The organism is Candidatus Devosia phytovorans (assembly GCA_029202405.1).
Taxonomy (GTDB): Bacteria; Pseudomonadota; Alphaproteobacteria; order Rhizobiales; family Devosiaceae; genus Devosia; species Devosia phytovorans.
In genome coordinates this window covers 2,711,408-2,733,552 of sequence record CP119312.1, presented here as the reverse complement: position 1 = coordinate 2,733,552, position 22,145 = coordinate 2,711,408, and the positions used below count along the sequence as shown (strand labels likewise).

The following is a 22,145-nucleotide window of genomic DNA, read 5'->3' as shown; positions in this document are numbered from 1 at the left end:
GGTTAGCCCATCGTCGGAAACAACGGTGGCCCAGAGATCAACAGGAATTCTTTCGGCAGATCTTCTTTCCTTCATGGAGGAATACTGCCCTACGATTTGCTGAGCATGCGTTCAACAATTCGATAAAATGCCGCAGGGATGCTCGGCTTTATCAGCAATCAAATGACGTTGTGATGTGGGCTTCACAAACGGCATTTTCCGCCATTTGCTGCAGTGCGCATGCAGATCGCCGGTCGACATCGTCGGGGTTTTATTGATGCTGCAACCAGTGCTCCGCCACCGCGTTCACGCCGATCGCTCGCCAACGTGGCGAGTCCATCCAAATGGAGGAGCACTATGAGAAGTCTTCAGGTTGCACTGGCCGTCGTGATGCTAGGTGGCGCACTTTCGGTTTCCGCGACGGCACAAGATGCGGCCCTTGATCCAAACGGCACATTTGTTGATCAGTGGGGAACTACTTTCACATTCTCGCTATGCGGAGAGGGAGACCTGTGTGGGACGCTTGATGTTCTAAAAGGGGATTCCGCCACTGAGGAAAATCTCGCCTTTGTAGGCAAACAGGTCATGCAGGCTCAGCCTGAAGGTCCCAGCGAATGGAAGGGTGCACTTGAGGCCGGCGGGTTGAGTGCGGCCGCTACCGTAACCCAGACCGGACCCGACACGATCGACATCGAGGGTTGCCGGGCCGCTATACTATGCGAGACGATTACCTATACGCGCCAATAATCCTTTGCTTCGGGCATACCAAAGGCCGCCACGAAAATGACGGCCTTTGGCTCGATGCTTTGGAGGCATCGCACCGACGCCTTTGGGGGCAATGATGGGACGCCGGCAATGATCAATGGTGCGGTGGTGGGTAGGTTCCGGTGCGATGGGGAGCGTCCGGTTCGGCGCCTGCCGCTCCCCATGCCCGTGGCCTCGTAGCAGTAACGGCTATCAGTCGCCGTGGTTTCCCTCGTTGCTGTCATATCGGCAATAAAACGGTAGAAATCCAAGACGCCCGCCCCAATTAATTGAGACGGGCGTCCTCCCGAGCAGGCACTCAGGGTGTGCGCGAGCATGGTTGCAAGCACATGTGCAATATAGCTATTGCGGATGAATGGCGCCTGAACCAGGCATTGACGCAATCGCGGGCATTAGCCTGCTCAGCGTTGCAAACCGTCGTGAAGTGTGGGCTCCAAAGCGGGTTTGCTCGACCGCACACGTTTTGATTCAACACGGCGATACATTCTGACCATGTTTATCGCTCCGTCGACGTTCTCGAAATAGACCTTGGCGACGAGATCCGCCCGGGCACCACTTCTGACGACATCGAGGTTGAGGGCTGAGCGAGCGGCTAACTCAGGCGAGGCACCTTCGAACTTACCAAGCTCTACGCCGGCAGCGTCGTCTTGAAGGTCCACTACACGGAATGACCTTTTCATTTCGGCTCCTTTCGTACTGGCCTTCACTGTAGGCGAGTAAAGCCGAGGTGACATTTAAGTAAGCTATGTTTGGCTTAGACAAAGGCAGAGCGCCTGATTTCTTGATGGGGGAGCATCCTCGTCATGACCTAGTCGCCCTTGAAAGGCTTCGAAGAAATTTCTGACTGGCGACTGCTGATCTCCAGGCCATTCGCGTCTCGCGTCCTAATCCGCAGCTTGAAGTTCCCGCCTTTATATATCTCTTCGGTCGTAATCTCCGCTAGGGCCTTATCCGATTGATGCCTCGCGGCCTCGGCAGAGGGGAGATCGACGCCAACTATATCCTCGGTGATCCTACCATCGACCTCGATCACATCGAAAAAGAATAAGGGCATCTGAGCCTCCCAAAGCAGCGCAAGCGCTGGCAGTGAGGATTAGTTGCTCCCTGGTCCATCACATTTCGCAATACTGCTGGAGAATTCCCACAAACGAAGCAGTGATCTGAGCGGCCTAATCCTTGGGCTCGTGGTCGCTGGCTGAAGATGGAGAGGGTCGGGCCTTCTATCCCCATGCACGGGAGAGACAAACCGGCAGAGGGTGCTGCCGGGGTCCGCAGAGGCTAACTTATCGCGGAGCTGTTGAAATTCAGTCTTTCGGGGAAGACGCCAGCGCATCCCGTGTCCACAGCTGAATTCGGGATGCCGGGCAGATCGCAAAACAAAAATGCCCCAGATCACCTGACAGGGAAAATCTGGGGCATCGGGCGCTCACGTATTTAGAGACGGGCGCCGGCATTAAATGCCGATGGGCGCCATTGGTTGCTCATCAACTTGTGGCGCCACCCGGAGTCCCTGTTCGGCCGCGTTTACGGCGGTAAAGAAAGGAAATGACACGTCAGGCATCCGAATTTATCCCCTTTGGGAGCGACGAAAAGGACTACCAAAACTGATAGCGCTCCCCATTTAAAAGTCGCATTACGCCGACGTCGTTGCTTTGTAGTGAGCACCATCCCAATCCTCTCGATTGCATGCATCTTATGCAATGTTGGGGATAGTTACCGCGTGGTACTGGCGATTGTGATTTGGGCTGCTTGCGCGATTCAGGCAGAGTTCGGGAATGCCGACATTACGCCGCGCGCGCAAGCCCCAGATCGACTTCCTCATAGCCAGTCCGAACCCTGAGCGCTTCCGCGTAGAACTACGCTCCTATCAAGCCGCCTGAAGTGCCAACTCGATAGACGCATCATTCGCGCCGTACGGAATTGAGCCGCCAAACTCATCGGTGGCCATAGCCATTTCCGCTTCGCCAGCGAAAGAAGCCAGAAGGTCGATAAATCCCGCATCGCCCTCCCATGAAAACGCGTTCAGCTTCGGCCAGTCGCGAAGCTCAGCGATGTTCGCAGTGATGTCTTTGGCGCGATCCTCTCCCACCGTCAGGACAGCCATGCTCAACCCGCTGGCGTAATGCATCACAACCCAAAGTTCTCTGGCTGGCGCATTCGCTTCCCAGTCATAGATTTGCACAAGCAGCACGCCATTGTAAGCCATGGTGATGTCGCCGAGATCATCGTTCATCGGCATCCAATGTCTGGTCATCGTGATCGCTCCTGTCTTGACACTGCATGTTCCATTCGTGAGAACATAATGAGAACAAACAGCGGTGCGAGTCAACTATGGCGCAATCATTTCAGACCCTCGATGGCGTCCTACAGGGTGATCATGAACTATACGCCATCTGTCGAAACGCTGGCTGTCGGCACAAGAAGCGCGTTGATGTCCGTCGCTTGTTGCAGCGCGTTGAGCGACAGGTGCGATTGCATCCTGGGCCGCATGAGAGGCATTTCACGGATGCCATGCGCTGCGACGGGTGCGGATGGCGGGGCGTGTATCTTTGGGTCGAGCCGGCGGAACCTAGGCGGCAGATTTTCCAGAAGTCTTCTACAATCAAGCAGCCCAACTATGAGATCCGCGACTGGGGCAAGGATTACCCATTCGCTACGTCTCTAACGATTGCCACAGCGGACAACCTATTCATTGGCCGTGGTGCCTACATCGCGGCATGCGGCTTTTATTTCGATCGTCGCATCACTTTTCAGCAGGGCAGCTTCGTCATCGCGGACAACAAGCGAGACGGCTTGCCAGAGGCGATGACCCGCGAAGACTTCAAGCGGCTCCGAGATATCGAGAACGGCAACCTGTCGCTCGAGGAGCTGGAGGCGATCGGTCGGACGATCTCCGCTAAAGCCAGTTAGCGAGTCGACTGTCATGGCGCTGAGTCGTCATTGTTAGTTGCCTCCGCAATGCAAACATATCTGACTACGGCAACGACCTACGCTAGGCGTCGACTATGACTTCAGACGAAGCCGACCAACGTATTGAGCTCTCCCGACGGACACTTTCAGCCTACATCCGAGGTATCCAGAGGACGGGCAAATACCCGTTAAGTGAGATGACGCATGTGGTCGATGAGATCGCGCATCTGGAGGACATCGCGCGAGAACATCCGGCCAGTGCTCTGGTGATTTTGGAACTGTTGACTTGGTGGAAAGCTTTTCAAGCTACCCTCAAGTCAAAACTCAACTGACGGCATATAAAACGAAGGTCATTTTGATCTCTGGTGGGGATAACCTACTGCCGCATCTGGCGACTCCTGTCCGAAGTATCATTCTTAACCCGGTTTTTCGGGGGTACTGCATTGGACAACACGGACATCGTTTCCGACGATCTTGTAGAGACAGCCAGCAGGATTGTTTCAGCCTATGTGAGCAATAATCACGTAGCGCCTGAAGACCTGACTAATCTGATTAAGTCGACGCATCAGACGCTCGTTCAGCTCAGCCGGCCGGAGCCGGAGCCTGTCCCTGAATTGCCGTCACCTGCCGTATCAGTTCGCAAGTCTGTGACGCCGGACTTTATCGTGTGCCTAGAAGATGGGCGGAAGTTCAAATCTCTTAGGCGACATCTGTCCAAGCTCGGTATGACGCCCGATGAGTACCGTCTGAAGTGGGGACTGCCTGAGAGCTACCCGATGGTCGCGCCAAATTATTCGGCGCACAGATCGGCATTAGCAAAGCAGAACGGCCTTGGTCGAGAAGCGACTGCCTCGAAACCCCGTGGACGAAAAAAGAAGCTGACGCTGGTCGAAGAATCTCAGGAGTCTTGAAGCTGGTGCCTTCGGACTACGTCCCGTCCGGCCCGCCACTTGTCCGCGGCAACGCCGAGGTCACACCAATGGCGCCGATCTATCACTTCTAGGTCTGCGGTGACGAAGGGGTGCCTTGGGCCAGTAGAGGGGCGACGAGGCGCTGAGCTTCTGCGGGTGGGTTGCTGGGCATCCTACACGCAAGTGACCACACCTGCTGGGCTTCCACCTATTCCCGAGAGGACACGACGTTCAGTCGTCAATTTTGCAGAAGGTCTAGCACGTCAAAGTTAATTGCATGGCTGGGAGCAGATGGGCATCTAGTCCCCATGAACGCCGCAGACGCCGACCAACGAATTATTCTAAGCCGCCATACACTGAAACGTTACGGGCAACTGACCACAATAGGTCAGTCGGCGACGCATGAGGATGTCCTGCTCATCGACAAAGAGCTCGAAATACTGGACGCCATCGCTGCTCAGTTTCCTGAGAAGGTACCGAAGCTTCTTAGGCTAGTCGCCGAATGGCTCACTTTCCGTGACCGCATCCAAGTCACGCTGCACTGATCAGCATTTGCGTGCGGAACCATAGTCGCAGCTCGGCATTCAAGTGCCCGGAGCCTGGTGCATATGGTGTGACGCTACCCGTAGCGTGCCGGGCTCCGACCAAGCCGCCGCATGATCCAATAGAGGTCATGACAGGCGGCTTTCTTTTGCGGTGGGGACAAGCCCGGCAATAATCAGCCGGGCCCGCAGAGGCTGACAAGCGGGATTGTAGCCGCGACCCATTAACGGCCCGCTACGACGCGCCCAGCGTTATGTCCGGATGCATGCACCCCCGACCTGAGGATAGAAAAAGCCCGCGTTTGACGCGGGCTAGAGGACATGCTCATGCGGTGAGAGTTTCTGGGACCTTGCCACCGTTGGTAGCCAGCTTTGCCAGGACCTGCTTATGGAGCCAGATATTCATCGTCGCAGAATCCGACTGGTCTCCGGTATAGCCGAGCTCGTCGGCCAAGTTCTTCCGAGCTGTGATTGAGCTATCGAGGTCAAGAGCTTTGAGCAGGTCGACGATCGAGGTCTTCCAATTGAGATCCTGGCCAGATTTTGCCACTGCGGCATCCATCACCGCCTCGACGTCGACCGATGATGATGATGGGATGACGTTTGATACTTGGGTGGCCGTGGAAGCACTTCCGGAAGAGGATGGGAAGGGAGAGGTCTCCGATGCCTGGGCAGGAGAATTAGCGACATTAGCTGCTGCCGCCCGGCCAATAGCCTCAGCTGCCTTGCGAGCAACTTCCGCGTTCTGCTGCGACTTCAGCTCTTCCTCGCCGTTGCCAAAGATTTTGTTTTTAATGTCGTCGAAGAAGCCCATTTGTCTATCTCTGTTCTGAATTGGTTGAGGTTAACAGAACTCAGCGTGCCGCAGGAAAGATCCAAAATGAGGTGAGGGGGCCGAGGCAATTCCAATCATCCCCTCGGCCACTTTGCAGCCCGGACTTATCTAGGCATGGCCTGGGCCCTCCCGAGACGGGGTATCATAAAGGGGTAGGCAGGGCACCCCGTGAAAAATACGGGGTTGGACTTAACCTGGCAATGGTTGGTCGTAGCGCTGACTGCCTTTTAGCCGGCAGTGAATGGGTCTGGCCGACACCGCAACGACCCGAATTCATTTCTGTTGCCCAATCGGCTAAGGCTCGATCTCGCCGAGCTTTATGGCGAGAACGGCTGTCTGCACCCTGTTGGAAGACCCCAGCTTGATCATGGCTGCCGTGGCGTGTTGTTCGACTGTTCTTGCTGCGATGCTCAGAATGACGGCGATTTCAATTGAGGTCTTACCTTTAGCTATCCAATGAACGACCTCGCGCTCTCTCGGCGTCAGTCGTTTTCCACCAGTATCGCGCCTCTTGATCCCGTCGAGGTTCGTGTCAGAACCGATATAACCACCAAGCTTCCCGTCCGGCCCAAAAAACGGATGACCTACGGCAAAGACCCACTCGAAGCCGCCAACCTTTCGGCACAATCTGTACTCGACTTGGTAGGCTACTTTTCTTGACGTAGCATCAAGGAACGCGTTCAGCGCTAATGCGCGATCTTCCTTGTGCAGAGCTTCGACCCAACCGTCACCCTCGCCTTCGCCAGGCGGCTGGCCGGTATAATCATACCAGTTCTGATTCAAGTGGATGCAATAGCCGTCGGGTTCGGTTATCCAAACCATCAAAGGAGATACGTCGGCAACACGTCTCAACTCGAGACGCGCTATGTCCCAACCAACAGGTCTCCGCCTTCTTATTTGCAGCGGTTCGGCTTCCATCTCCCCTCCATGCTCAGGTAAAGATGTAAGTTTAGGTTTCAAAATTGTAGATTTAGACTTACAGCAGGCAGTTTTAGGACGCTGACCGCATAACAACGATTCCGTCTGGCCTAGCAAAGTGCGCTCCGGAACCAGTTCGTCAGCAGCCATTTTCGTGCTTGGAGCCTGGCGCTTGCAAAGGATTCACGCTGCCGCCGAGCGGTGGGTCCCACCGAAGCCAAATGATATCAAAGAGGTCAAGGTGGCTGCTTTTCCTTGCGTGCAGAGTTTGGCCTACAGTGGTTATTGTCGGGCCCGCAGAGGCGACGCTACCAAGCTATGTGGTCTCAGATTAACGCTGACTTATGGCTATCACGAACGAGCCTGTTTTGAATCGTCGCTCACGTCATCGCGAATTTCCTCTTGTATCCGGATGGACCAGAAGTTTGTGCGGAGACGATGTCTGTAGCCCCAGCGCTTGAACTCCCACATCAAGAAGTGTCCCCCTCCAACGCTCCCGGCGATCAGGGCCGCAGCTAAGACCGCAGACCCTTGCACAGTCATTGAGTGAATCAAGACGCAGCAAATAAAGACTGAGATACCGATGATGACGCTTTTACCAGCGTCGCATCGCGGATAGGCACCAAGGTCTCTTTCTGCATCAGTTAGTGCCTGATCCCACGCCTCTTCGTCCGTCATCATGATCTTGGCCTATATCAAATGAGTTAGACATTAGGTCAGTGTAGCTTAGCCTTGGTCGCATTTAACATGGCTTTCCACTTCTCGATTAAACGCAGTGTGTAGCTTTTCTCATCGGCCATGTAAGCCGACCCGCTACCCTCTATCTCATACTGTAACTGAAGGAGGCCATCGATTGGGTTTACACCAGCATCAGTCATGGCGGTCCAGGCATGCAAAGCATATTCGGAGAGGGATACGTTTCCACTCTTCATTGTTAACGGTTGCGCCATGAAATCTATCCACCCTATAAGTACCTACAGTTGAGGTGACGTAGCGGCAAATCATCAGAACAACAATAACGGTACGTGCCGGCTGGTTAATTTGGCTGGCACGTAAGGTGCGGTAAGTTGGGCAATTTAAAGCGGTCAGGCTATGCCTACGGGGTGGTATAAAAAGCCATTCCGCGCCATCTCCTCCGGCCTGTAGACATTTCGGAGATCGACGAACATTGGCGTCTTCAGAACGTCTTTGATACGTGTAAGATCCAACGATCGAAATGCATTCCACTCTGTAACGAGTACCAGACAGTCCGCTCCCTGCGCGACTTGATAAGCGTCAAAGCTAAATTCTACATCCTTCAAAACAGAGGCTGCTGCCGGCATTCCGACTGGATCATATGCCTTGATGTTCGCGCCGGCGTCTTGCAACGCTTGAATAATTGTTATTGCAGGAGCGTCGCGCATGTCGTCGGTGTTTGGTTTGAACGTCAGACCAAGAATGCCAATGGTTTTGCCGCGTACATTGCCGCCCATCGCAGCGATGATCTTCCGACCCATAGCTTGTTTGCGCCGATCATTAACCTCAACCGTGGTTTCGACGAGCCGCAGCGGCGCATCGTAGTCCTGACCGGTCTTGACCAGCGCGAGAGTATCCTTGGGGAAGCAAGAGCCGCCATAGCCCGGTCCAGCATTTAGGAACTTGCTGCCGATGCGGTGGTCGAGGCCAATGCCACGGGCGACTTCCTGGACGTTAGCACCGACACGTTCGCAGAGGTCGGCTATCTCGTTAATGAAGGTGATTTTCATAGCGAGGAAGGCATTGCCGGCATACTTAACCAGCTCGGCGGTGCGGCGCCCGGTGAACATCAGCGGCGCTTGGTTGAGATAGAGAGGGCGATAGACTTCGGTCATCACATCCCGCGCCCGCTCGTCTTCAAGGCCGACCACGATGCGATCCGGACGCTTAAAATCGTCGATGGCAGCACCTTCGCGCAGGAACTCTGGGTTCGAGACAACAACAACGTCGGCGTCGGGATTAACCTCACGGATGATCCGCTCAACCTCATCACCGGTACCAACCGGCACGGTGGACTTGGTTACAACAACGGTGAATCCTTTAACGGCCCGTGCAATGTCAGCAGCCGCAGCATAGACATAGGAGAGGTCTGCGTGGCCGTCGCCACGACGCGAAGGCGTTCCTACAGCGATGAACACCGCGTCGGCTTCTGCAACCGCCGGAGCAAGCTCATTGGTGAACGACAGGCGACCAGCCTTGGCGTTGTCCTCGACTAAGCGATCAAGGCCAGGCTCGAAGATTGGGATATTGCCGTCCTTCAGAGCGGCAATCTTCTGCTCACTCAGGTCAACGCAAACGACGTCATGGCCGAAATCGGCGAAGCAGGCTCCACTAACGAGCCCAACGTATCCACTACCGATCATGGTTATGCGCAATAGCCGTACTCCTGATAAAGGATCTATAGTGTGCACCGGATCAATGACGGATGTGCGCTGCGAGATGAGCCCAGACCCAAAAAAGTCACAACCTCGCGCCGTTCGTAGTCAGGCGCTCACACCAAGGGGATTGTCCCGCTCAGATGCTGCCGCCTACATCGGCGTGAGCGCGAGCCTATTCGACGAGATGGTGGATGACGGACGGATGCCGCGCCCCAAACTCATCAATACCCGTAACGTGTGGGATAAGTTTGCCGTCGACGACGCATTCGACAATCTCCCGACGAAGGGAGCGGTAAATCCGTGGGACGAAGTATACGGGTGATCCACGACCCACCTAGCGACGGCGAAGACAGAAGCCTCAATGGCACAAGAATGGCACATGACGGGCCTTTTTTCCTGATTTTAAGAGGGCAAAGACAGATTGAAAATCCGCGTGTCACTGGTTCGATTCCGGTCCCGGACGTCACTCCACCAGTCGCTATATTTGGGCGCTGCGGGGCGTCTTGATCTTCAGCGACATTACCATCCCGGTGCGGTCACCGAGGCATTATACTTTGGAGGTGATGCCGCTCCAACCAGCGGGCCACTACAGCCATCTGGTGGCCGACTGCCAGAATTCAATTCAGCTGTCAGCACATCGCAGCATGGCTCGGCGACCCGCCAGACCCTTCGTCAACCGCCATCCCCCTCCGGCTCCCGGGTTGCATCGTGGCGAGCCTTGTCGTAGCACGCGACTGATCATGAGAGGTTCGTCCAGTGCTGCCCATTTTCTACATCAATCTGGCCAGCCGGCCCGACCGGCGGGAGTTTATGGATGGCCAGCTCCAGGCGTTGGGCCTGTCGGGAACGCGGATCGAAGCGGTGACCGCCGCGGACATCGGCGAGGAAGACGCCCAGGCTTTCTGCAATCTGGAAAACGAGCTCTTCCTCAGGCTCAATGAGCTTGCCTGCACCTATAGCCACGAGCGTGCCTGGAGTGCCTTGATCGCATCCGGGGAGCCCGCCGGGCTCATTTTTGAGGATGACGCGGAGCTGGCCTCCAGCCTGCCGGCCTTCCTGGCCGAAGCGGCTTCGATTGATGCCGACCTCATCAGAATCGAAACGACGGGCTCCACTACCCGCGTCTATCCAGTAGAGTCGACTGGGCCGAGTGGCATTGCCGTGCGCCGCTTCCGATCGACGCCGATGGGGGCTGCCGGCTACATCCTAAAAGCCGAGGCAGCGCGCCGTCTCATCGGACATCCCGAATTGCGCCGACGTCACCTGGATCTCGCCCTCTACAATCCCTTCGAGCAGCCCGGTGCCTCGCTGACCCGTGTCCTGACCGATCCTGCCCTGTGCCGCCAGCTCGGCGTTGAGAATTCCCGCACCGCGCCTGTGGGGCGCAGCGATATTGCCCACGAACGCGTCAAACACACCTTTGCCCGGCGCCATCCCGTTGCCAGCCAGTGGGGGCGGTTGCGCCGCTGGGCCAAAAAGGGCCTGCGCAACGTCAAGGATGACTTCGCCCAGCGCGGCCAGCTGTCCCGGCGGGTTATCCCTTTCGGCGATGATCAATGATGAGCAACAGTCAAGGAAATCGCCGACTATCCCAAGGTGAATACTAGAGATTTTCCCGTGTTAGTGTAAATACTTACACAGATGACTTGTCGTTAACACTCCCTATCTCCGCGCCCGATAATAGTCCTTATTCCCCAAACGCCCGCTTCATTGGCCGTTGCTAAGGTTGTCGTAGGGTCGAGGTGGGAATTCATGGTTACTGATAGTGCTTTGCTGTTGCGTCTGCAGACGGAAGTCCTGGAGGCGGTTGCCTGCGGCGAGCCTTTGGTGGCCGTTGCGGATCTGTTGTGTCGACGGGCCCAGGAGCTGGCGCCCGATGCTATCTGCTCCATTTTGATGGTCGATGCCGACTGCCGACTGCGCCCCCTGGCAGCGCCCTCGCTGCCCTTGGCCTTCTCCACCGCCATCGATGGCCTGCTCGCCGGTCCCAGGGCGGGCTCCTGCGGCACGGCGGCCTTTCGAAACGAACCGGTCATGGTCACCGATATCGAGACGGATCCGCTCTGGGAGGACTATCGCCAGCTCGCCGGGCCGCTCGGCCTGCGCGCCTGCTGGTCCAGCCCCATTCGCGACCATGACAACAATGTCGTCGCCACCTTCGCTTTCTATTATCGCAGCGGCCGCGGTCCCGATGAGGTCGAACGCGCCATCGTCCAGACCTGCGTGCATCTCTGCGCCATCGCCATCGATCATGAGAAGGCTCGCGAGCGCAATCACCGCCTGGCCTACTATGATGCCTTGACCGGTCTGCCCAATCGCGGTCGTTTCAACGAGCTTCTCGCCCGCGCCATCCGCCTCAAGGAGCCTTTTGGCCTGTTGCTGGTCGATATCGATCATCTCAAACTGGTCAATGACACCGTCGGCCACGTCTTTGGTGATCAGCTGATCCGCACGGTGGCCGAGCGCCTCTCCGATTGTCATCCCACGCTCACCGCCTGTCGCCTGGGTGGCGACGAGTTTGCCGTCATCGTTGCCGATTGCGACTCCGAATTCGCTCTGCGCGATGCCGCCACCCGCATGCTCAATGCCGTGCGCGGCCTGATCCAGATGGGCGACCAGACCATCGATCCCCATGTCACCATTGGTGGCGCGCTCTTTGGTCCCGATGGCGTTGACGAGGCTGCGCTCAGCCAGAATGCCGATTTCGCCCTCTATCATGCCAAGGAAATTCGCCGCGGCGGCTATATCCGCTTTACGCCGGGCATGCGGACCTCGATGATGGAACGCGCCAACATGGTGCGCAATGTCGATCAGGCCATTTCCGAAAAGCGCATGATTGTCCATTACCAGCCCATCGTCCGGCTCGACACTGCCGAGATCGTCGGTCTCGAGGCCCTGGCGCGCATGCGCATGCCCGATGGCCGCATCGCCTCGGCCAGCGAATTCCATGCCGCTCTCGCCGATCCGCGCATCGCCTGGCAGGTCACCGGCCAGATGCTGAGCCAGATCGCCAGCGACATCCGCTACTGGCTCGATCTGGGCATTCCCTTCCAGCATGTCGGCATCAATGTCACCACCGGCGATTTCCAGCGGGGCGATCTTGAAGCCCGCATCATCGAAACCTTCGAACAGGCCAATGTCCCGCTCAAGCACATCGTGCTCGAGGTCAACGAGGCCGTCTATATGGGGGGCGGCGACCAGATGGTGGCCAAGGCGGTCAGCGCCTTGCGCCAACGCGGCCTTCTCGTCGCGCTCGATGATTTCGGCACCGGCTTTGCCTCGCTCACCCACCTGCTGACCTTCCCGGTCGACATCATCAAGATCGACAAGTCCTTCATCGAGAAGCTCAGTCGCGATCGTGCCAGCGACGTGGTGGTCGGCTCAATCATCCACATCGCTAAAAAGCTCGACATGAAGCTGGTCGCCGAAGGCATCGAAACAGCGTCCCAGGCCAGCGCGCTCTGCCAGCTCGGTTGTGGCATGGGGCAGGGCTATCTCTTTGCCCGTCCCGGCTCGGTCGCCGATACCACGCATCTGCTGTCGCTCTTTGCGCAGCGGCTTGATCCCGAGCAGATGGAAATGACGCTCGAACAGGATCAGCGCCGTAGCGCCTGATGCCCGTTGATTTTGCCTTTGGTGAGGCGCAAGCTCGCCTGAGCCATCCAGCGCCTGTCAACGACAATAGTCCGCTGACAGGACGGTGACAGGGACGCGACCTATTGTCCCTGTCACGAACGCAACGACGTTCCGGATTTTGACATGGGAGGACCTATGAACAAGCTGCTCTTGGCCGCGCTGATTTCTGGCGCAATGGCTGTTCCGACTTTCGCTGCCGATTATTCCATCATGGCCCCTGCTGCTCCTGGTGGCGGTTGGGACCAGACCGCACGCACCATGCAGGAAGCCCTGCAGGCCGAAGGCATTTCGGGCAATGTGCAGGTCACCAACGTTCCTGGCGCCGGTGGCACGATTGGCCTGGCCCAGTTCGTCAACCAGTCCAATGCCAATCCCAACGCCCTCATCGTTGGCGGCTATGTGATGGTTGGTGCCATCCTGACCAATGCTTCGCCCGTGACCCTCGAACAGGTCACCCCGATCGCCCGCCTCACCGGTGAAGCCGTCGCGCTGGTCGTTCCGGCCTCCTCCGACATCCAGACCGTCGATGATCTGGTGGCCAAGCTCAACGAAAACGTCGGTGCCGTTTCCTGGGCCGGCGGTTCGGCTGGTGGCGCAGACCACATCACGGCCGGCCTCATCACCAAGGCTGTCGGTGCCGATCCGACCCAGGTCAACTACATCGCCTATTCGGGCGGTGGCGAAGCCCTCGCTGCCGTGCTCGGCGGTCAGGTTACCGTTGGCATTTCGGGTTACTCCGAATTCGCTTCGCAGATCGAAGCCGGCGAACTTCGCCTGCTGGCAGTCTCGACCGCCGAGCGCGTGCCGGGCGTCGATGCCCCGACCCTCCAGGAAGCCGGCGTCGATGTCGCCGTGCAGAACTGGCGCATGGTTGCCGCTGCCCCTGGCATCACCGAAGAGCAGAAGGCTGCCATCTCGTCCGACATCGAAAAGATGGTCGACTCGGCAACCTGGCAGGCCGCGCTTGAATCGCGTGGCTGGGTCAACACCTACCTGGCTGGCGCCGATTTCGACGCCCAGCTCGCTGAAGACATTGCTGCGACCGACGCCATCCTGCGCGAAATCGGCCTGGTGCAATGACCTCGGGTGAACCCAATCTCTCGCGCCGCCCCGATGGGGCGGCGCTTGTCATCGCAGCCATTCTCGCCCTGATCGCCGCCGTGATCTTCTGGCAGATGTCGCAGATGCGCGTGCCCCCGATCCAGGCGCGCGTCGGGCCGACCGTTTTCCCCTATATCATCGCGGCTGGCCTGTTTGCGCTGTCCGTCGGAACCGTGGTCTCGGCCTTCCGTCGTGGCTTTCCCGAGCGCGACGACGACAATTATATCCCCATCGCCTGGGTCATCGGTGGCCTCGTTGCGCAACTGCTGACCATCGGCTGGGCCGGTTTCTCGGTTGGCACGGGCCTGCTTTTTGCCTGCACCGCCATGGCCTTTGGCCGCGGACCACTCTGGAAGACCATCCCGATCGGTATCGTCTTCGCCTTCATCGTTTGGTTCATGTTCGCCAAGGGTCTGCAGCTGTCGCTGCCCATGGGCCCGCTTGAACGCCTCATTCCCTGATCGGACGCCGCTAAATGGACACGTTCGGACTTCTCGCCGAGGGCCTGCTTGCCGCTCTCCAATGGCAGAACCTTCTCTATGCGCTGGTCGGCGTGACCCTTGGCACCGCCGTCGGCGTGCTGCCGGGCATTGGCCCGGCGCTGACCGTGGCGCTTTTGCTGCCCGTCACCTATCGGCTTGATCCTGCTGGTTCGCTGATCATGTTCGCCGGCATCTATTACGGCGGCATGTATGGCGGCTCGACCACCTCCATCCTGCTCAATACGCCCGGTGAATCCGCCTCGATCGTCACCGCGCTCGAGGGCAACAAGATGGCCCGCAAGGGCAGGGGCGGTCCCGCTCTGGCCACCGCTGCCATTGGCTCATTCGTTGCCGGCCTGATTGCGACCCTGGCCCTCGCCTTCGTTGCGCCCTGGGTGGTGAAATTTGCCCTGGCCTTTGGCCCCGCCGAATATTTCGCCCTGATGGTGCTGGCTTTCGTCACCGTCTCCGCCGCCTTCGGCGATAGCGCCCTGCGGGGCCTCACCGCACTCTTCATCGGCCTCGGTCTCGGCATCATCGGTATCGACCTGCAGACCGGTCAGGCGCGCCTCTCCTTCGGCATTCCTGATCTGCTTGACGGCATCGAAGTCACGACGCTCGCCGTCGCGCTTTTCGCCATTGGCGAAACCCTCAAGATTGCCGCCGACCGCAACCTCGTCAAAGAGGAAGTGCTTGCCGTCAAGGGCTCGGTCTGGATGACCAGGGATGACTGGAAGCGCAGCTGGATCCCGTGGCTGCGCGGCACGGCCATCGGCTTCCCCATCGGCGCCATGCCGGCCGGCGGCGCCGACGTGTCGAGTTTCCTGAGCTATTCGGCCGAAAAAACCTTTGCCAAGCGCCCCGAGGAATTCGGCCATGGCGCCATTGAGGGCGTTGCCGGTCCCGAAGCTGCCAACAACGCATCCGCTGCCGGCACGCTGGTGCCGCTGCTGACGCTGGGTCTGCCCACCACGGCAACCGCTGCCATCATGCTGGCCGGTTTCCAGCAGTTTGGCCTTCAGCCCGGCCCGCTGCTCTTCACCAACAATGCCAGCCTCGTCTGGGCGCTGATCGCCAGCCTGCTCGTCGCCAACTTCATGCTGATCGTTCTCAACCTGCCCCTGATTGGCCTTTGGGTGAAGCTGCTGACCATCCCGCGTCCCTGGCTCTATGGTGGCATCCTGGTGTTTGCGACCTTGGGTACGCTGGGCGCAAACGGTGCCATGTCCGGCCATATCGGTCCGATCACCTTCTCCTTCGAACTGCTGCTGCTGCTGGCTTTCGGCATCCTGGGCTATCTGCTGCGCCGCTTCGGCTATCCGATCGCGCCCGTCGTGGTCGGCCTGATCCTCGGCCCCATGGCCGAGCAGCAGCTCCGCCGGGCCCTCTCGATCAGCCAGGGTGATTTCGCCATCCTCTTCCACTCGCCCATTGCCATCACGCTATATGTCGTGGCGGCGGCTGCCGTGCTGGTCCCGCTCTACTTCCGCCTGCGCGGCAAGGGCGCCATGCTCAGCCAGATGGCCAGCGACGAGGACTAGATTTTCATCGCAGACAAGCAAAAGCCCGGATGCCCCCGCAAGGGCATCCGGGCTTTTTTACGTTAGATGGCGCAAGGGCGCAGCGGGCAGGAGGGAGGATGCGCGCCGCGATCCCGAGTTAGCGACCGATCGAACGGAAGGACGCAGGATCGATCCCCAGGCTCTTCAGATGCTTGGCCTTTGGAGCACGGCCAGCCTCGACGGCGTTGGACACGGCAGCAGCGCTGCCGAAGACTTCAACGAAAGTGCCAAGGGTCGCGAAGATAGACTTGCGCGGGGTGCTCATTTTCCAAGTTCCTCTGAAGACCAGGCCGAATTGCCTCGTCGCTTCATGACTGGGTAGATGGGCCCAACCCGACCAATCTGCTAGGGGATAAAACTCACTCCAGCCATGCGCTCACTGCAGGCAATACTGATGGAGTGATAAAAAACACTGCAAATGACCGGCCTGAGTAAGACAAAGGTCTTATTCATGCGTCAGAAGCATGGCTGGCATCTAGGGTTTGGGCGAAACAATCTCGCCCCAGCTGTCGAGGAACCGTTTGCGACGCTGTTGATCCAGCGAAACCATCAGCGCCGGCCCCAGAGGGATTGGCTGGATTACCCCGCGTCCCCGGGCGGCGATGGATTCTGCGGTCCATTCGCCCACTGTGCCCTCGGCCACCGATCCAAGCCCGGTCGAGCCTGCCGCAATCGCCTGTCCCTCCGGCGATAGGGCAAAATCGACAAAGGCACGCCCCAGATCGGGATGCGGCGCATCGCGCGGGATCAGCATAGCCCGGGTCAGCACCAGCACATAGTCATCGGGCACCACGATCTCGATATTGGCTCCCGCCGCCTTGCGCTCGAAGGCATAGGACCCGAGCACATTATAGCCCAGCGCCAGCGACCCATCGGCCACCCCATTGAGGATAGCCGGGCTCGACCCCGAGAACTGTGCATTCACCCGCCCGAAGGCGGCCGCCAGCCGCCAGAAGTTGGACGAGATCACCTGGTCCTGCGACGCCAGCAGATAGCCCACGCCCGACAGCGCAATGTCATAAGTGGCGATCGCCCCGCGGAACCGCTCGGTCTGCGTCTCCAGCATTTCCGCCAGCGTCAGATGCGTACGTGGCACTTCATCCGCCGCGATCCGGTCCGGGTTGTAGATGATCACCGCCGGCTCGAAGGTGAAGCCAAACACCTCGTTGCGCCAATGCGCCCAGTCGGGCAGGGCGCTCAGATACGGGCTGTCATAGGCGATGGCATGCCCGTCATTGGCCAGCTTGATCATCAGGTCCGAGGCAGAACTGATCAGCAGGTCCGGTTGCGGCGCTATATCCCCCGCCAGATAGCGATCATAGAGCGGCAGCGAATCCGTCTCCTCATAGACTACGCCCACATCCGGGTGGATCGCCTGGAAGCCGGCAATGAATTCGGCAAACAGCGGCGTATGCGTCACCCCGGCAATCGACAAGACCGTGTCGACGCTCCCGTCCGGCGCCGGATAGTTGGTGGAAGCCGCCTGCGCCGCGTGCGGGTCCACCAGCAGCAGGCAGATCACCAGCGCCGACAGCGATCCCAGCGCCCTGCGCAATTGCTCGACGCGCGCATTGCGCCCAACCAGCGGCAGGTCGATCTCGACCGTGAGCCCGCCACCATCGCGATCCCTCAGCCGCAGCGCCCCGCGATGCGCCTCGGCCACGCGCTTGACGATGGATAGCCCCAGCCCCGACCCGACCTTGGCGGCGCTCCCCGCACCGCGCCTGAACCGCTCCAGCACCAGCGGCTTTTCCGCATCGGCAATGCCCGGCCCCCGGTCGCTCACTGTCAGCGTCAACATCCCATCCCCAACTGTCCCGCCGATCTCCACCGGCCCCTCCGAATAGACCAGCGCATTGTCCACCACATTGCGCACCATTTCGCGCAAGGCCACGCGGTCACCACGGATCTGTGCCACGCTCGCGGCATCGGCCAGCCCCACCACCACGCGGCCCTCAAGGTCTGGGTCGAGCCGCTGCCGCACCTCCTCCACCACCACGCCGAAAATGCTGGTGTCCACCTCCTGGTTTTCCAGTCGGTGGCTGATCGTCGCCTCCATCAGCATCTGCGTCACCAATTGGCTCGCCTGTGCCGCGCCCTGATGGATGCGCCCAACGCGCCGGCGCAAAGCTTCCGGGTCCTGCTCGTCCATCGCGACTTCGGCCTGCGCCATCAGCGATGCCAGCGGCGTGCGCACCTCATGGGCCGCCTCGGCCACCAGCCCCGTCACCCGCTCGACCGCGCTGCCCAGCCGCGTCATGAAACCATTGAGTGCGCTCACCAGATGGCTCACCTCCACCGGCACGGGCACATCGAGCGGCGACAGGTCATCCGGCGCTCGCCCGCGCAGCTCCTGCTCCAGCTGATAGAGCGGAGAAAACATCCGCCCGATGCCGAACCACACCAGCGCAATCGCCAGAACGGTCAGCGCCACCACCGGCACAATGGCATTGGAAAGAATCTCCCAGGCCAGCGCCTCGCGTTCCGTTTGCGTTTCCGCCACATGGATCGTCACCCAATCCGTGTCGCTGCCCGAGGAGGTCAGCCGCCCGACGCTCGCCACCCGCACCAGCTCGTCGCGATAGATGGCGTCCTGGAACACCGGTCCCGCCGCCGTCATCTCCGGCAGCATGCGCGACAGGTCCTCATAGCCCGTCACCGCCCCGCCGCGAGGATTTTCCACCGCATAGAACACCCGGTCCTGCCCCGAAAACATGCCGAACGAGGCAAAGGGCAATTCGACCGTCACGGTGTCGTCTTCCACCTGCACTGCGCCGGCAATGGTCAGCGCCGACGCCGCCAGCAGCCGATCGAACGCGCGGTCTGACGCTCGTTCTGAATAGTCGCGAATGAAGATGATCAGCACCGCCGCCGCCACCAGCAGCAGCGCCAGCGCCAACGCCAGGATGCGCCGGCGAATGGAAAACGACTTACCCGCCATTGGGCGAACGCACGACATAGCCCACGCCACGCACCGTGCCGATCTCGACATTGGCCGCTTCGAGCTTCTTGCGCAGCCGCGAGATGTGCAGCTCCAGCGCATTGACCGAAACCGCCTCGTCAAAATTGAACAGCTGGTTCATCAGCCGCTCCTTGGGCACCACTTTGCCGGCATTGGTGACGAGAATTTCGAGCAGCCGGAATTCCCGCCGCCCCAGTTCCAGCATTTTGCCACCCACGCTGGCATTGAGCCCGGCTAGGTCCATTTCGAGATTACCCACGGCTAGGGTACTGGTCGTCTGCCCGCCCGTCCGCCGGATCAGCGCCCTTAGGCGCGCTTCGAGCTCTCGCAGGTCGAATGGCTTCACCAGATAATCGTCCGCGCCAAGGTCGAGCAGGCTCACCTTGTCATCGATCTCCGACCGCGCGGTGATGACGAGAACAGGGGCGTTGAACTTGCGGCGGCGCAACTCGGCAATAAGGCCGATGCCGTCGCGATTGGGCAGCATCAGGTCCAGCACCAGGGCGTCGAAATCATCGCCCTCGGCCGCCGGCACGACGTCATTGCCATCCTTGACCCATTCCACCGAATGTCCGGCGCTGCGCAGGCGCTTTTCCAGCGCCTCGCCCAGGTCTTCATTGTCTTCGACAAGCAGTATTCGCATGAGCCGCCGGTTTCATTCCCTGGCGGCACCATAAGGTTTTGCCGAAGCGCTGTCTAAAGGATCGTGGTCAGCATCGCCGTGGCTACCGCCACGATGCCAAAGGCGGCAATGCCCGCCGCTGCCAGCATCACCTGCGCATTTTGTACATGGCCGTCGCGCCGGGCAATCTGCCGCGCCGCTTCGATCCGAGCACTCTCACTGGTTTCGATATGAGTCATCGCCTCAGCCCCTTAACCGGTCAAAATCGTGGTCTTTGCCAGAGTTTTGGGCAGCCGCGTTGTGCTGATTCTCACCCGCCGGAACAGCCTAACCTTGCCCGATGAAACGGCGAACGCCATCCGGGATTCGCGGTTAATTTACATAAAACTTTACGCAGTCAAATCTTGTATGGAAGATGATTGATCTCTGCTCCCGATCATGGCAGAACCGCTGCATGACCCATTTGCATCCAGACCGTCTGTTCCCCGCCTCCGAGCCGGCCCAGTCCATCGCGCGCGAGCTCTATCCCGATGTGCGCGACCTGCCGCTGATCTGCCCGCATGGACATACCGATCCGGCCTGGTTTGCCGGCAATGGCCGTTTCTCCAACCCGGCAGCGCTCTTTCTGACCCCCGATCACTATGTCCTTCGCATGCTGCGCAGCCGGGGCCTGAGTTATGACGATCTGGGCGTGCCGCGGAAGGACGGAAAGCCCGTCGCCGAGGGCAGGGCGGCTTGGCGCCTGTTTGCTGCAAATTACCATCTCTTTGCCGGCACCCCGTCCAAGACCTGGATCGACCATTCCCTCGACTGGGCCTTCGGCATCAAGGACGAGCTCTCGCCCGACACGGCAGACGCGATCTACGACACGATCGACCAAGCCTTGGCGACACCCGAACTCCTGCCGCGCGCCCTGCTCGACAAGGCGAAGGTGGAGGTCATCACCACCACCGAATTCGCGCTCGATCCCTTGATCCACCACCAGACCATGGAGACCGACGGCTATCTCGGCCGGGTCCGCACCACTTATCGCCCCGACGATGTCACCAATCCCGAGCGCGCCGGCTGGCTCGAACGCATCCAGCAGTTCGCCGAGCTGACCGGCGAAAATATCACCCGCTGGGACGGCCTGCTTAATGCTCATCGCCAGCGTCGCGAATATTTCCGCCGCTTCGGCGCCGTGGCGACCGATCACGGCGTGCCCAGCGCCCTGACCGCCGACCTTGCCCCCATCGAAAAACAGGCCCTGCTCGATCGTCTTCTCACCGGCCAATATAGCGGAGAGGATGCCGACCTGTTCCGCGCCCAGATGATGACGGAAATGGCAGGCCTCTCGGTCGAAGACGGTCTCGTCATGCAGCTCCATGCCGGCGCCCGCCGCAATACCGATCCAGCCCTGCTCGCCGAGCGCGGTGCCGATCTCGGCGCCGATATCCCCAGTCGCGTCAACTATGTCGATGGCCTGCAGCCGCTCCTCGCCCGCTATGGCAACGAGCCCAATCTGCGGCTCATCGCCTTCACCCTCGACGAAACCAACTATGCCCGTGAACTGGCGCCCATGGCCGGCTTCTGGCCCTCGCTGATGATCGGCCCGCCCTGGTGGTTCCACGACAGTCCGCAGGGCATTCGCCGCTATCTCGATCAGGTGGTGGAATCTGCCGGCTTCTACAATCTCGCCGGCTTCAACGACGACACCCGCGCGCTGCTCTCCATCCCCGCTCGCCACGACGTCTGGCGCCGTGAGGTCTGCGGCTTTCTCGGTCGCTGGGTCGGCGAAAACCGGATATCCAAATCCACCGCCCGCGACCTGGCAAAGCACCTGAGCTACCAGGCCGCCAAGGACGCCTATCGGCTCTAGCGTCGCCCCGAATGGCTGTGCGGATGCATTGTCCGCACAGATGGTCTGAACAGGTTTTGAGGTCTGTCAGTAATTTGGCAAGACTGGCGGAAAACCGGCAAAAAATGCTATTTTAGCACGTGCAGATCACGGTCTGCGCGTAATGCCGTGTCCGCGTTTTCATTGCATCTGTTTTGGGTCATTCGGGAGAACGTCATGAAGAACCTGTCTCTGGCCGATAGGCAGCAGGGCTTCCGCATTCATGCCATGGTCTTCGTGCCAGCCATGATCGTCGTCATCATCATCAATCTGTGGACGGGAGAACCCTATTGGTTCCTCTGGGTCCTGCTCGGCTGGGGCATTGGGCTACTGGCGCACTGGTATTTCGGCGCCCGCGCCTGAGACGACAGCGACGCGCTTCAGAGCGACGGCGACTTGAACAGCACGATCATCACGATCAGCACGCCCAGCGCCAGCAGGGCGAGCAATCCGCCAATGCCGTTCATCACCTGCCGGCCCAGCGTTGGATTACGCTCATCGCGGGCAATGATATCCGCAAAGCGTGTGGCGTCGCGGTTTCGGCTATAGGTCTGATGCGTCATGGCAAGCGCCTCCCTTTCGGGTCTTGTTTCGCTAAGCCCATGTTGCATCGGCAAAAGTAACGAAGCCTTGCTGGCCCAGACCTTCCTG

25 protein-coding genes are annotated in these 22,145 nt (G+C 59.4%); 13 read left to right on the top strand and 12 right to left on the bottom strand.

What is annotated here, in order from left to right; genetic code table 11:
- The first annotated feature begins 336 nt into the window (after nt 1-336).
- Nucleotides 337-726 (top strand): hypothetical protein, encoded by a 390-nt coding sequence (locus P0Y65_13535; GenBank protein WEK03221.1) that lies wholly within the window; start codon nt 337-339, stop codon nt 724-726.
- A 419-nt stretch (nt 727-1,145) separates the two neighbouring features.
- Here P0Y65_13535 and P0Y65_13530 read toward each other — a convergent pair whose 3' ends face one another.
- The 3 genes from P0Y65_13530 to P0Y65_13520 form a co-directional block, all read right to left on the bottom strand.
- Complete coding sequence (locus P0Y65_13530) at nt 1,146-1,424, bottom strand: hypothetical protein (protein ID WEK03220.1); 279 nt, start codon at nt 1,422-1,424, stop codon at nt 1,146-1,148.
- Nucleotides 1,425-1,552: 128 nt separating this feature from the next.
- The gene (locus P0Y65_13525; protein ID WEK03219.1) at nt 1,553-1,798 is read right to left on the bottom strand and encodes a hypothetical protein; all 246 of its coding nucleotides are present in this window, start codon (nt 1,796-1,798) and stop codon (nt 1,553-1,555) included.
- An 813-nt stretch (nt 1,799-2,611) separates the two neighbouring features.
- Nucleotides 2,612-2,998: a hypothetical protein gene (locus P0Y65_13520; protein WEK03218.1), complete on the bottom strand. Its 387-nt coding sequence runs from the start codon at nt 2,996-2,998 to the stop codon at nt 2,612-2,614.
- A 287-nt stretch (nt 2,999-3,285) separates the two neighbouring features.
- Between P0Y65_13520 and P0Y65_13515 the strand changes: the two genes are divergently transcribed.
- The 4 genes from P0Y65_13515 to P0Y65_13500 all read left to right on the top strand — a co-directional run bounded on the left by P0Y65_13515 (nt 3,286) and on the right by P0Y65_13500 (nt 5,110).
- A complete protein-coding gene (locus P0Y65_13515) occupies nt 3,286-3,654 on the top strand; it encodes a hypothetical protein (GenBank protein ID WEK03217.1) in 369 nt (122 codons plus the stop codon).
- 95 nt (nt 3,655-3,749) lie between these two features.
- A complete protein-coding gene (locus P0Y65_13510) occupies nt 3,750-3,986 on the top strand; it encodes a hypothetical protein (GenBank protein WEK03216.1) in 237 nt (78 codons plus the stop codon).
- Between the two features lie 111 nt (nt 3,987-4,097).
- On the top strand, nt 4,098-4,565 hold the full coding sequence (locus tag P0Y65_13505) for a MucR family transcriptional regulator (GenBank protein WEK03215.1): 468 nt from the start codon (nt 4,098-4,100) through the stop codon (nt 4,563-4,565).
- A gap of 308 nt (nt 4,566-4,873) precedes the next feature.
- Nucleotides 4,874-5,110 (top strand): hypothetical protein, encoded by a 237-nt coding sequence (locus tag P0Y65_13500; GenBank protein WEK03214.1) that lies wholly within the window; start codon nt 4,874-4,876, stop codon nt 5,108-5,110.
- A gap of 322 nt (nt 5,111-5,432) precedes the next feature.
- Here P0Y65_13500 and P0Y65_13495 read toward each other — a convergent pair whose 3' ends face one another.
- From P0Y65_13495 to P0Y65_13480, 4 genes are all read right to left on the bottom strand, one after another.
- Complete coding sequence (locus P0Y65_13495) at nt 5,433-5,921, bottom strand: DUF3597 domain-containing protein (GenBank protein WEK03213.1); 489 nt, start codon at nt 5,919-5,921, stop codon at nt 5,433-5,435.
- 315 nt (nt 5,922-6,236) lie between these two features.
- Nucleotides 6,237-6,860, bottom strand: coding sequence for a LuxR C-terminal-related transcriptional regulator (locus tag P0Y65_13490; GenBank protein WEK03212.1), 624 nt, complete (start codon nt 6,858-6,860; stop codon nt 6,237-6,239).
- 351 nt (nt 6,861-7,211) lie between these two features.
- Entirely contained in the window at nt 7,212-7,541 is a 330-nt protein-coding gene (locus P0Y65_13485; protein ID WEK03211.1) for a hypothetical protein, read from the bottom strand.
- A gap of 404 nt (nt 7,542-7,945) precedes the next feature.
- Complete coding sequence (locus P0Y65_13480; GenBank protein WEK03210.1) at nt 7,946-9,250, bottom strand: UDP-glucose/GDP-mannose dehydrogenase family protein; 1,305 nt, start codon at nt 9,248-9,250, stop codon at nt 7,946-7,948.
- Nucleotides 9,251-9,314: 64 nt separating this feature from the next.
- Between P0Y65_13480 and P0Y65_13475 the strand changes: the two genes are divergently transcribed.
- From P0Y65_13475 to P0Y65_13450, 6 genes are all read left to right on the top strand, one after another.
- Nucleotides 9,315-9,575 carry an XRE family transcriptional regulator gene (locus tag P0Y65_13475; GenBank protein WEK06799.1) on the top strand — a complete coding sequence of 87 codons (261 nt, stop codon included), beginning with the start codon at nt 9,315-9,317 and terminating at the stop codon, nt 9,573-9,575.
- Nucleotides 9,576-10,009: 434 nt separating this feature from the next.
- Nucleotides 10,010-10,813: a glycosyltransferase family 25 protein gene (locus P0Y65_13470; protein WEK03209.1), complete on the top strand. Its 804-nt coding sequence runs from the start codon at nt 10,010-10,012 to the stop codon at nt 10,811-10,813.
- Nucleotides 10,814-11,005: 192 nt separating this feature from the next.
- Nucleotides 11,006-12,868 (top strand): EAL domain-containing protein, encoded by a 1,863-nt coding sequence (locus P0Y65_13465; GenBank protein WEK03208.1) that lies wholly within the window; start codon nt 11,006-11,008, stop codon nt 12,866-12,868.
- Between the two features lie 156 nt (nt 12,869-13,024).
- On the top strand, nt 13,025-13,969 hold the full coding sequence (locus P0Y65_13460) for a tripartite tricarboxylate transporter substrate binding protein (GenBank protein ID WEK03207.1): 945 nt from the start codon (nt 13,025-13,027) through the stop codon (nt 13,967-13,969).
- Nucleotides 13,966-14,451 carry a tripartite tricarboxylate transporter TctB family protein gene (locus tag P0Y65_13455; GenBank protein WEK03206.1) on the top strand — a complete coding sequence of 162 codons (486 nt, stop codon included), beginning with the start codon at nt 13,966-13,968 and terminating at the stop codon, nt 14,449-14,451. The genes P0Y65_13460 and P0Y65_13455 overlap by 4 nt, the downstream gene beginning before the upstream one ends.
- Before the next feature lie 14 nt (nt 14,452-14,465).
- Nucleotides 14,466-16,013, top strand: coding sequence for a tripartite tricarboxylate transporter permease (locus tag P0Y65_13450; GenBank protein WEK03205.1), 1,548 nt, complete (start codon nt 14,466-14,468; stop codon nt 16,011-16,013).
- Between the two features lie 118 nt (nt 16,014-16,131).
- Here the strand turns inward: P0Y65_13450 and P0Y65_13445 are convergent, their stop codons facing one another.
- The 4 genes from P0Y65_13445 to P0Y65_13430 all read right to left on the bottom strand — a co-directional run bounded on the left by P0Y65_13445 (nt 16,132) and on the right by P0Y65_13430 (nt 19,857).
- On the bottom strand, nt 16,132-16,299 hold the full coding sequence (locus P0Y65_13445) for a hypothetical protein (GenBank protein WEK03204.1): 168 nt from the start codon (nt 16,297-16,299) through the stop codon (nt 16,132-16,134).
- Nucleotides 16,300-16,509: 210 nt separating this feature from the next.
- Nucleotides 16,510-18,975, bottom strand: a complete 2,466-nt coding sequence (locus tag P0Y65_13440; GenBank protein ID WEK03203.1) for an extracellular solute-binding protein — start codon at nt 18,973-18,975, stop codon at nt 16,510-16,512.
- Nucleotides 18,965-19,639 carry a response regulator transcription factor gene (locus P0Y65_13435; GenBank protein WEK03202.1) on the bottom strand — a complete coding sequence of 225 codons (675 nt, stop codon included), beginning with the start codon at nt 19,637-19,639 and terminating at the stop codon, nt 18,965-18,967. Before P0Y65_13435 ends, P0Y65_13440 begins: the two co-directional genes overlap by 11 nt.
- A 53-nt stretch (nt 19,640-19,692) precedes the next feature.
- On the bottom strand, nt 19,693-19,857 hold the full coding sequence (locus P0Y65_13430) for a hypothetical protein (GenBank protein WEK03201.1): 165 nt from the start codon (nt 19,855-19,857) through the stop codon (nt 19,693-19,695).
- Between the two features lie 215 nt (nt 19,858-20,072).
- On the opposite strand from P0Y65_13430, the gene uxaC reads away from it, so the two are divergent.
- Together uxaC and P0Y65_13420 are read left to right on the top strand one after the other, a co-directional pair.
- Nucleotides 20,073-21,476 carry a glucuronate isomerase gene (gene uxaC, locus P0Y65_13425; GenBank protein WEK03200.1) on the top strand — a complete coding sequence of 468 codons (1,404 nt, stop codon included), beginning with the start codon at nt 20,073-20,075 and terminating at the stop codon, nt 21,474-21,476.
- Between the two features lie 195 nt (nt 21,477-21,671).
- The gene (locus P0Y65_13420) at nt 21,672-21,857 is read left to right on the top strand and encodes a 2TM domain-containing protein (GenBank protein WEK03199.1); all 186 of its coding nucleotides are present in this window, start codon (nt 21,672-21,674) and stop codon (nt 21,855-21,857) included.
- Nucleotides 21,858-21,874: 17 nt separating this feature from the next.
- Here the strand turns inward: P0Y65_13420 and P0Y65_13415 are convergent, their stop codons facing one another.
- Nucleotides 21,875-22,057: a hypothetical protein gene (locus P0Y65_13415; GenBank protein ID WEK03198.1), complete on the bottom strand. Its 183-nt coding sequence runs from the start codon at nt 22,055-22,057 to the stop codon at nt 21,875-21,877.
- Between the last annotated feature and the right edge of the window lie 88 nt (nt 22,058-22,145).

What these genes read in the sequence shown, in the direction of transcription:
- P0Y65_13500 (WEK03214.1), top strand. Translation starts at nt 4,874, where the DNA reads ATGAACGCCGCAGACGCCGACCAACGAATTATTCTAAGCCGCCATACA.
- P0Y65_13535 (WEK03221.1), top strand. Translation starts at nt 337, where the DNA reads ATGAGAAGTCTTCAGGTTGCACTGGCCGTCGTGATGCTAGGTGGCGCA.
- P0Y65_13475 (WEK06799.1), top strand. Translation starts at nt 9,315, where the DNA reads ATGAGCCCAGACCCAAAAAAGTCACAACCTCGCGCCGTTCGTAGTCAG.
- P0Y65_13450 (WEK03205.1), top strand. Translation starts at nt 14,466, where the DNA reads ATGGACACGTTCGGACTTCTCGCCGAGGGCCTGCTTGCCGCTCTCCAA.
- P0Y65_13415 (WEK03198.1), bottom strand. Translation starts at nt 22,057, where the DNA reads ATGACGCATCAGACCTATAGCCGAAACCGCGACGCCACACGCTTTGCG.
- P0Y65_13455 (WEK03206.1), top strand. Translation starts at nt 13,966, where the DNA reads ATGACCTCGGGTGAACCCAATCTCTCGCGCCGCCCCGATGGGGCGGCG.
- P0Y65_13525 (WEK03219.1), bottom strand. Translation starts at nt 1,798, where the DNA reads ATGCCCTTATTCTTTTTCGATGTGATCGAGGTCGATGGTAGGATCACC.
- P0Y65_13420 (WEK03199.1), top strand. Translation starts at nt 21,672, where the DNA reads ATGAAGAACCTGTCTCTGGCCGATAGGCAGCAGGGCTTCCGCATTCAT.
- P0Y65_13445 (WEK03204.1), bottom strand. Translation starts at nt 16,299, where the DNA reads ATGAGCACCCCGCGCAAGTCTATCTTCGCGACCCTTGGCACTTTCGTT.
- P0Y65_13460 (WEK03207.1), top strand. Translation starts at nt 13,025, where the DNA reads ATGAACAAGCTGCTCTTGGCCGCGCTGATTTCTGGCGCAATGGCTGTT.
- P0Y65_13490 (WEK03212.1), bottom strand. Translation starts at nt 6,860, where the DNA reads ATGGAAGCCGAACCGCTGCAAATAAGAAGGCGGAGACCTGTTGGTTGG.
- uxaC (WEK03200.1), top strand. Translation starts at nt 20,073, where the DNA reads ATGACCCATTTGCATCCAGACCGTCTGTTCCCCGCCTCCGAGCCGGCC.
- P0Y65_13510 (WEK03216.1), top strand. Translation starts at nt 3,750, where the DNA reads ATGACTTCAGACGAAGCCGACCAACGTATTGAGCTCTCCCGACGGACA.
- P0Y65_13520 (WEK03218.1), bottom strand. Translation starts at nt 2,998, where the DNA reads ATGACCAGACATTGGATGCCGATGAACGATGATCTCGGCGACATCACC.
- P0Y65_13495 (WEK03213.1), bottom strand. Translation starts at nt 5,921, where the DNA reads ATGGGCTTCTTCGACGACATTAAAAACAAAATCTTTGGCAACGGCGAG.
- P0Y65_13530 (WEK03220.1), bottom strand. Translation starts at nt 1,424, where the DNA reads ATGAAAAGGTCATTCCGTGTAGTGGACCTTCAAGACGACGCTGCCGGC.
- P0Y65_13485 (WEK03211.1), bottom strand. Translation starts at nt 7,541, where the DNA reads ATGATGACGGACGAAGAGGCGTGGGATCAGGCACTAACTGATGCAGAA.
- P0Y65_13430 (WEK03201.1), bottom strand. Translation starts at nt 19,857, where the DNA reads ATGACTCATATCGAAACCAGTGAGAGTGCTCGGATCGAAGCGGCGCGG.
- P0Y65_13435 (WEK03202.1), bottom strand. Translation starts at nt 19,639, where the DNA reads ATGCGAATACTGCTTGTCGAAGACAATGAAGACCTGGGCGAGGCGCTG.
- P0Y65_13465 (WEK03208.1), top strand. Translation starts at nt 11,006, where the DNA reads ATGGTTACTGATAGTGCTTTGCTGTTGCGTCTGCAGACGGAAGTCCTG.
- P0Y65_13440 (WEK03203.1), bottom strand. Translation starts at nt 18,975, where the DNA reads ATGGCGGGTAAGTCGTTTTCCATTCGCCGGCGCATCCTGGCGTTGGCG.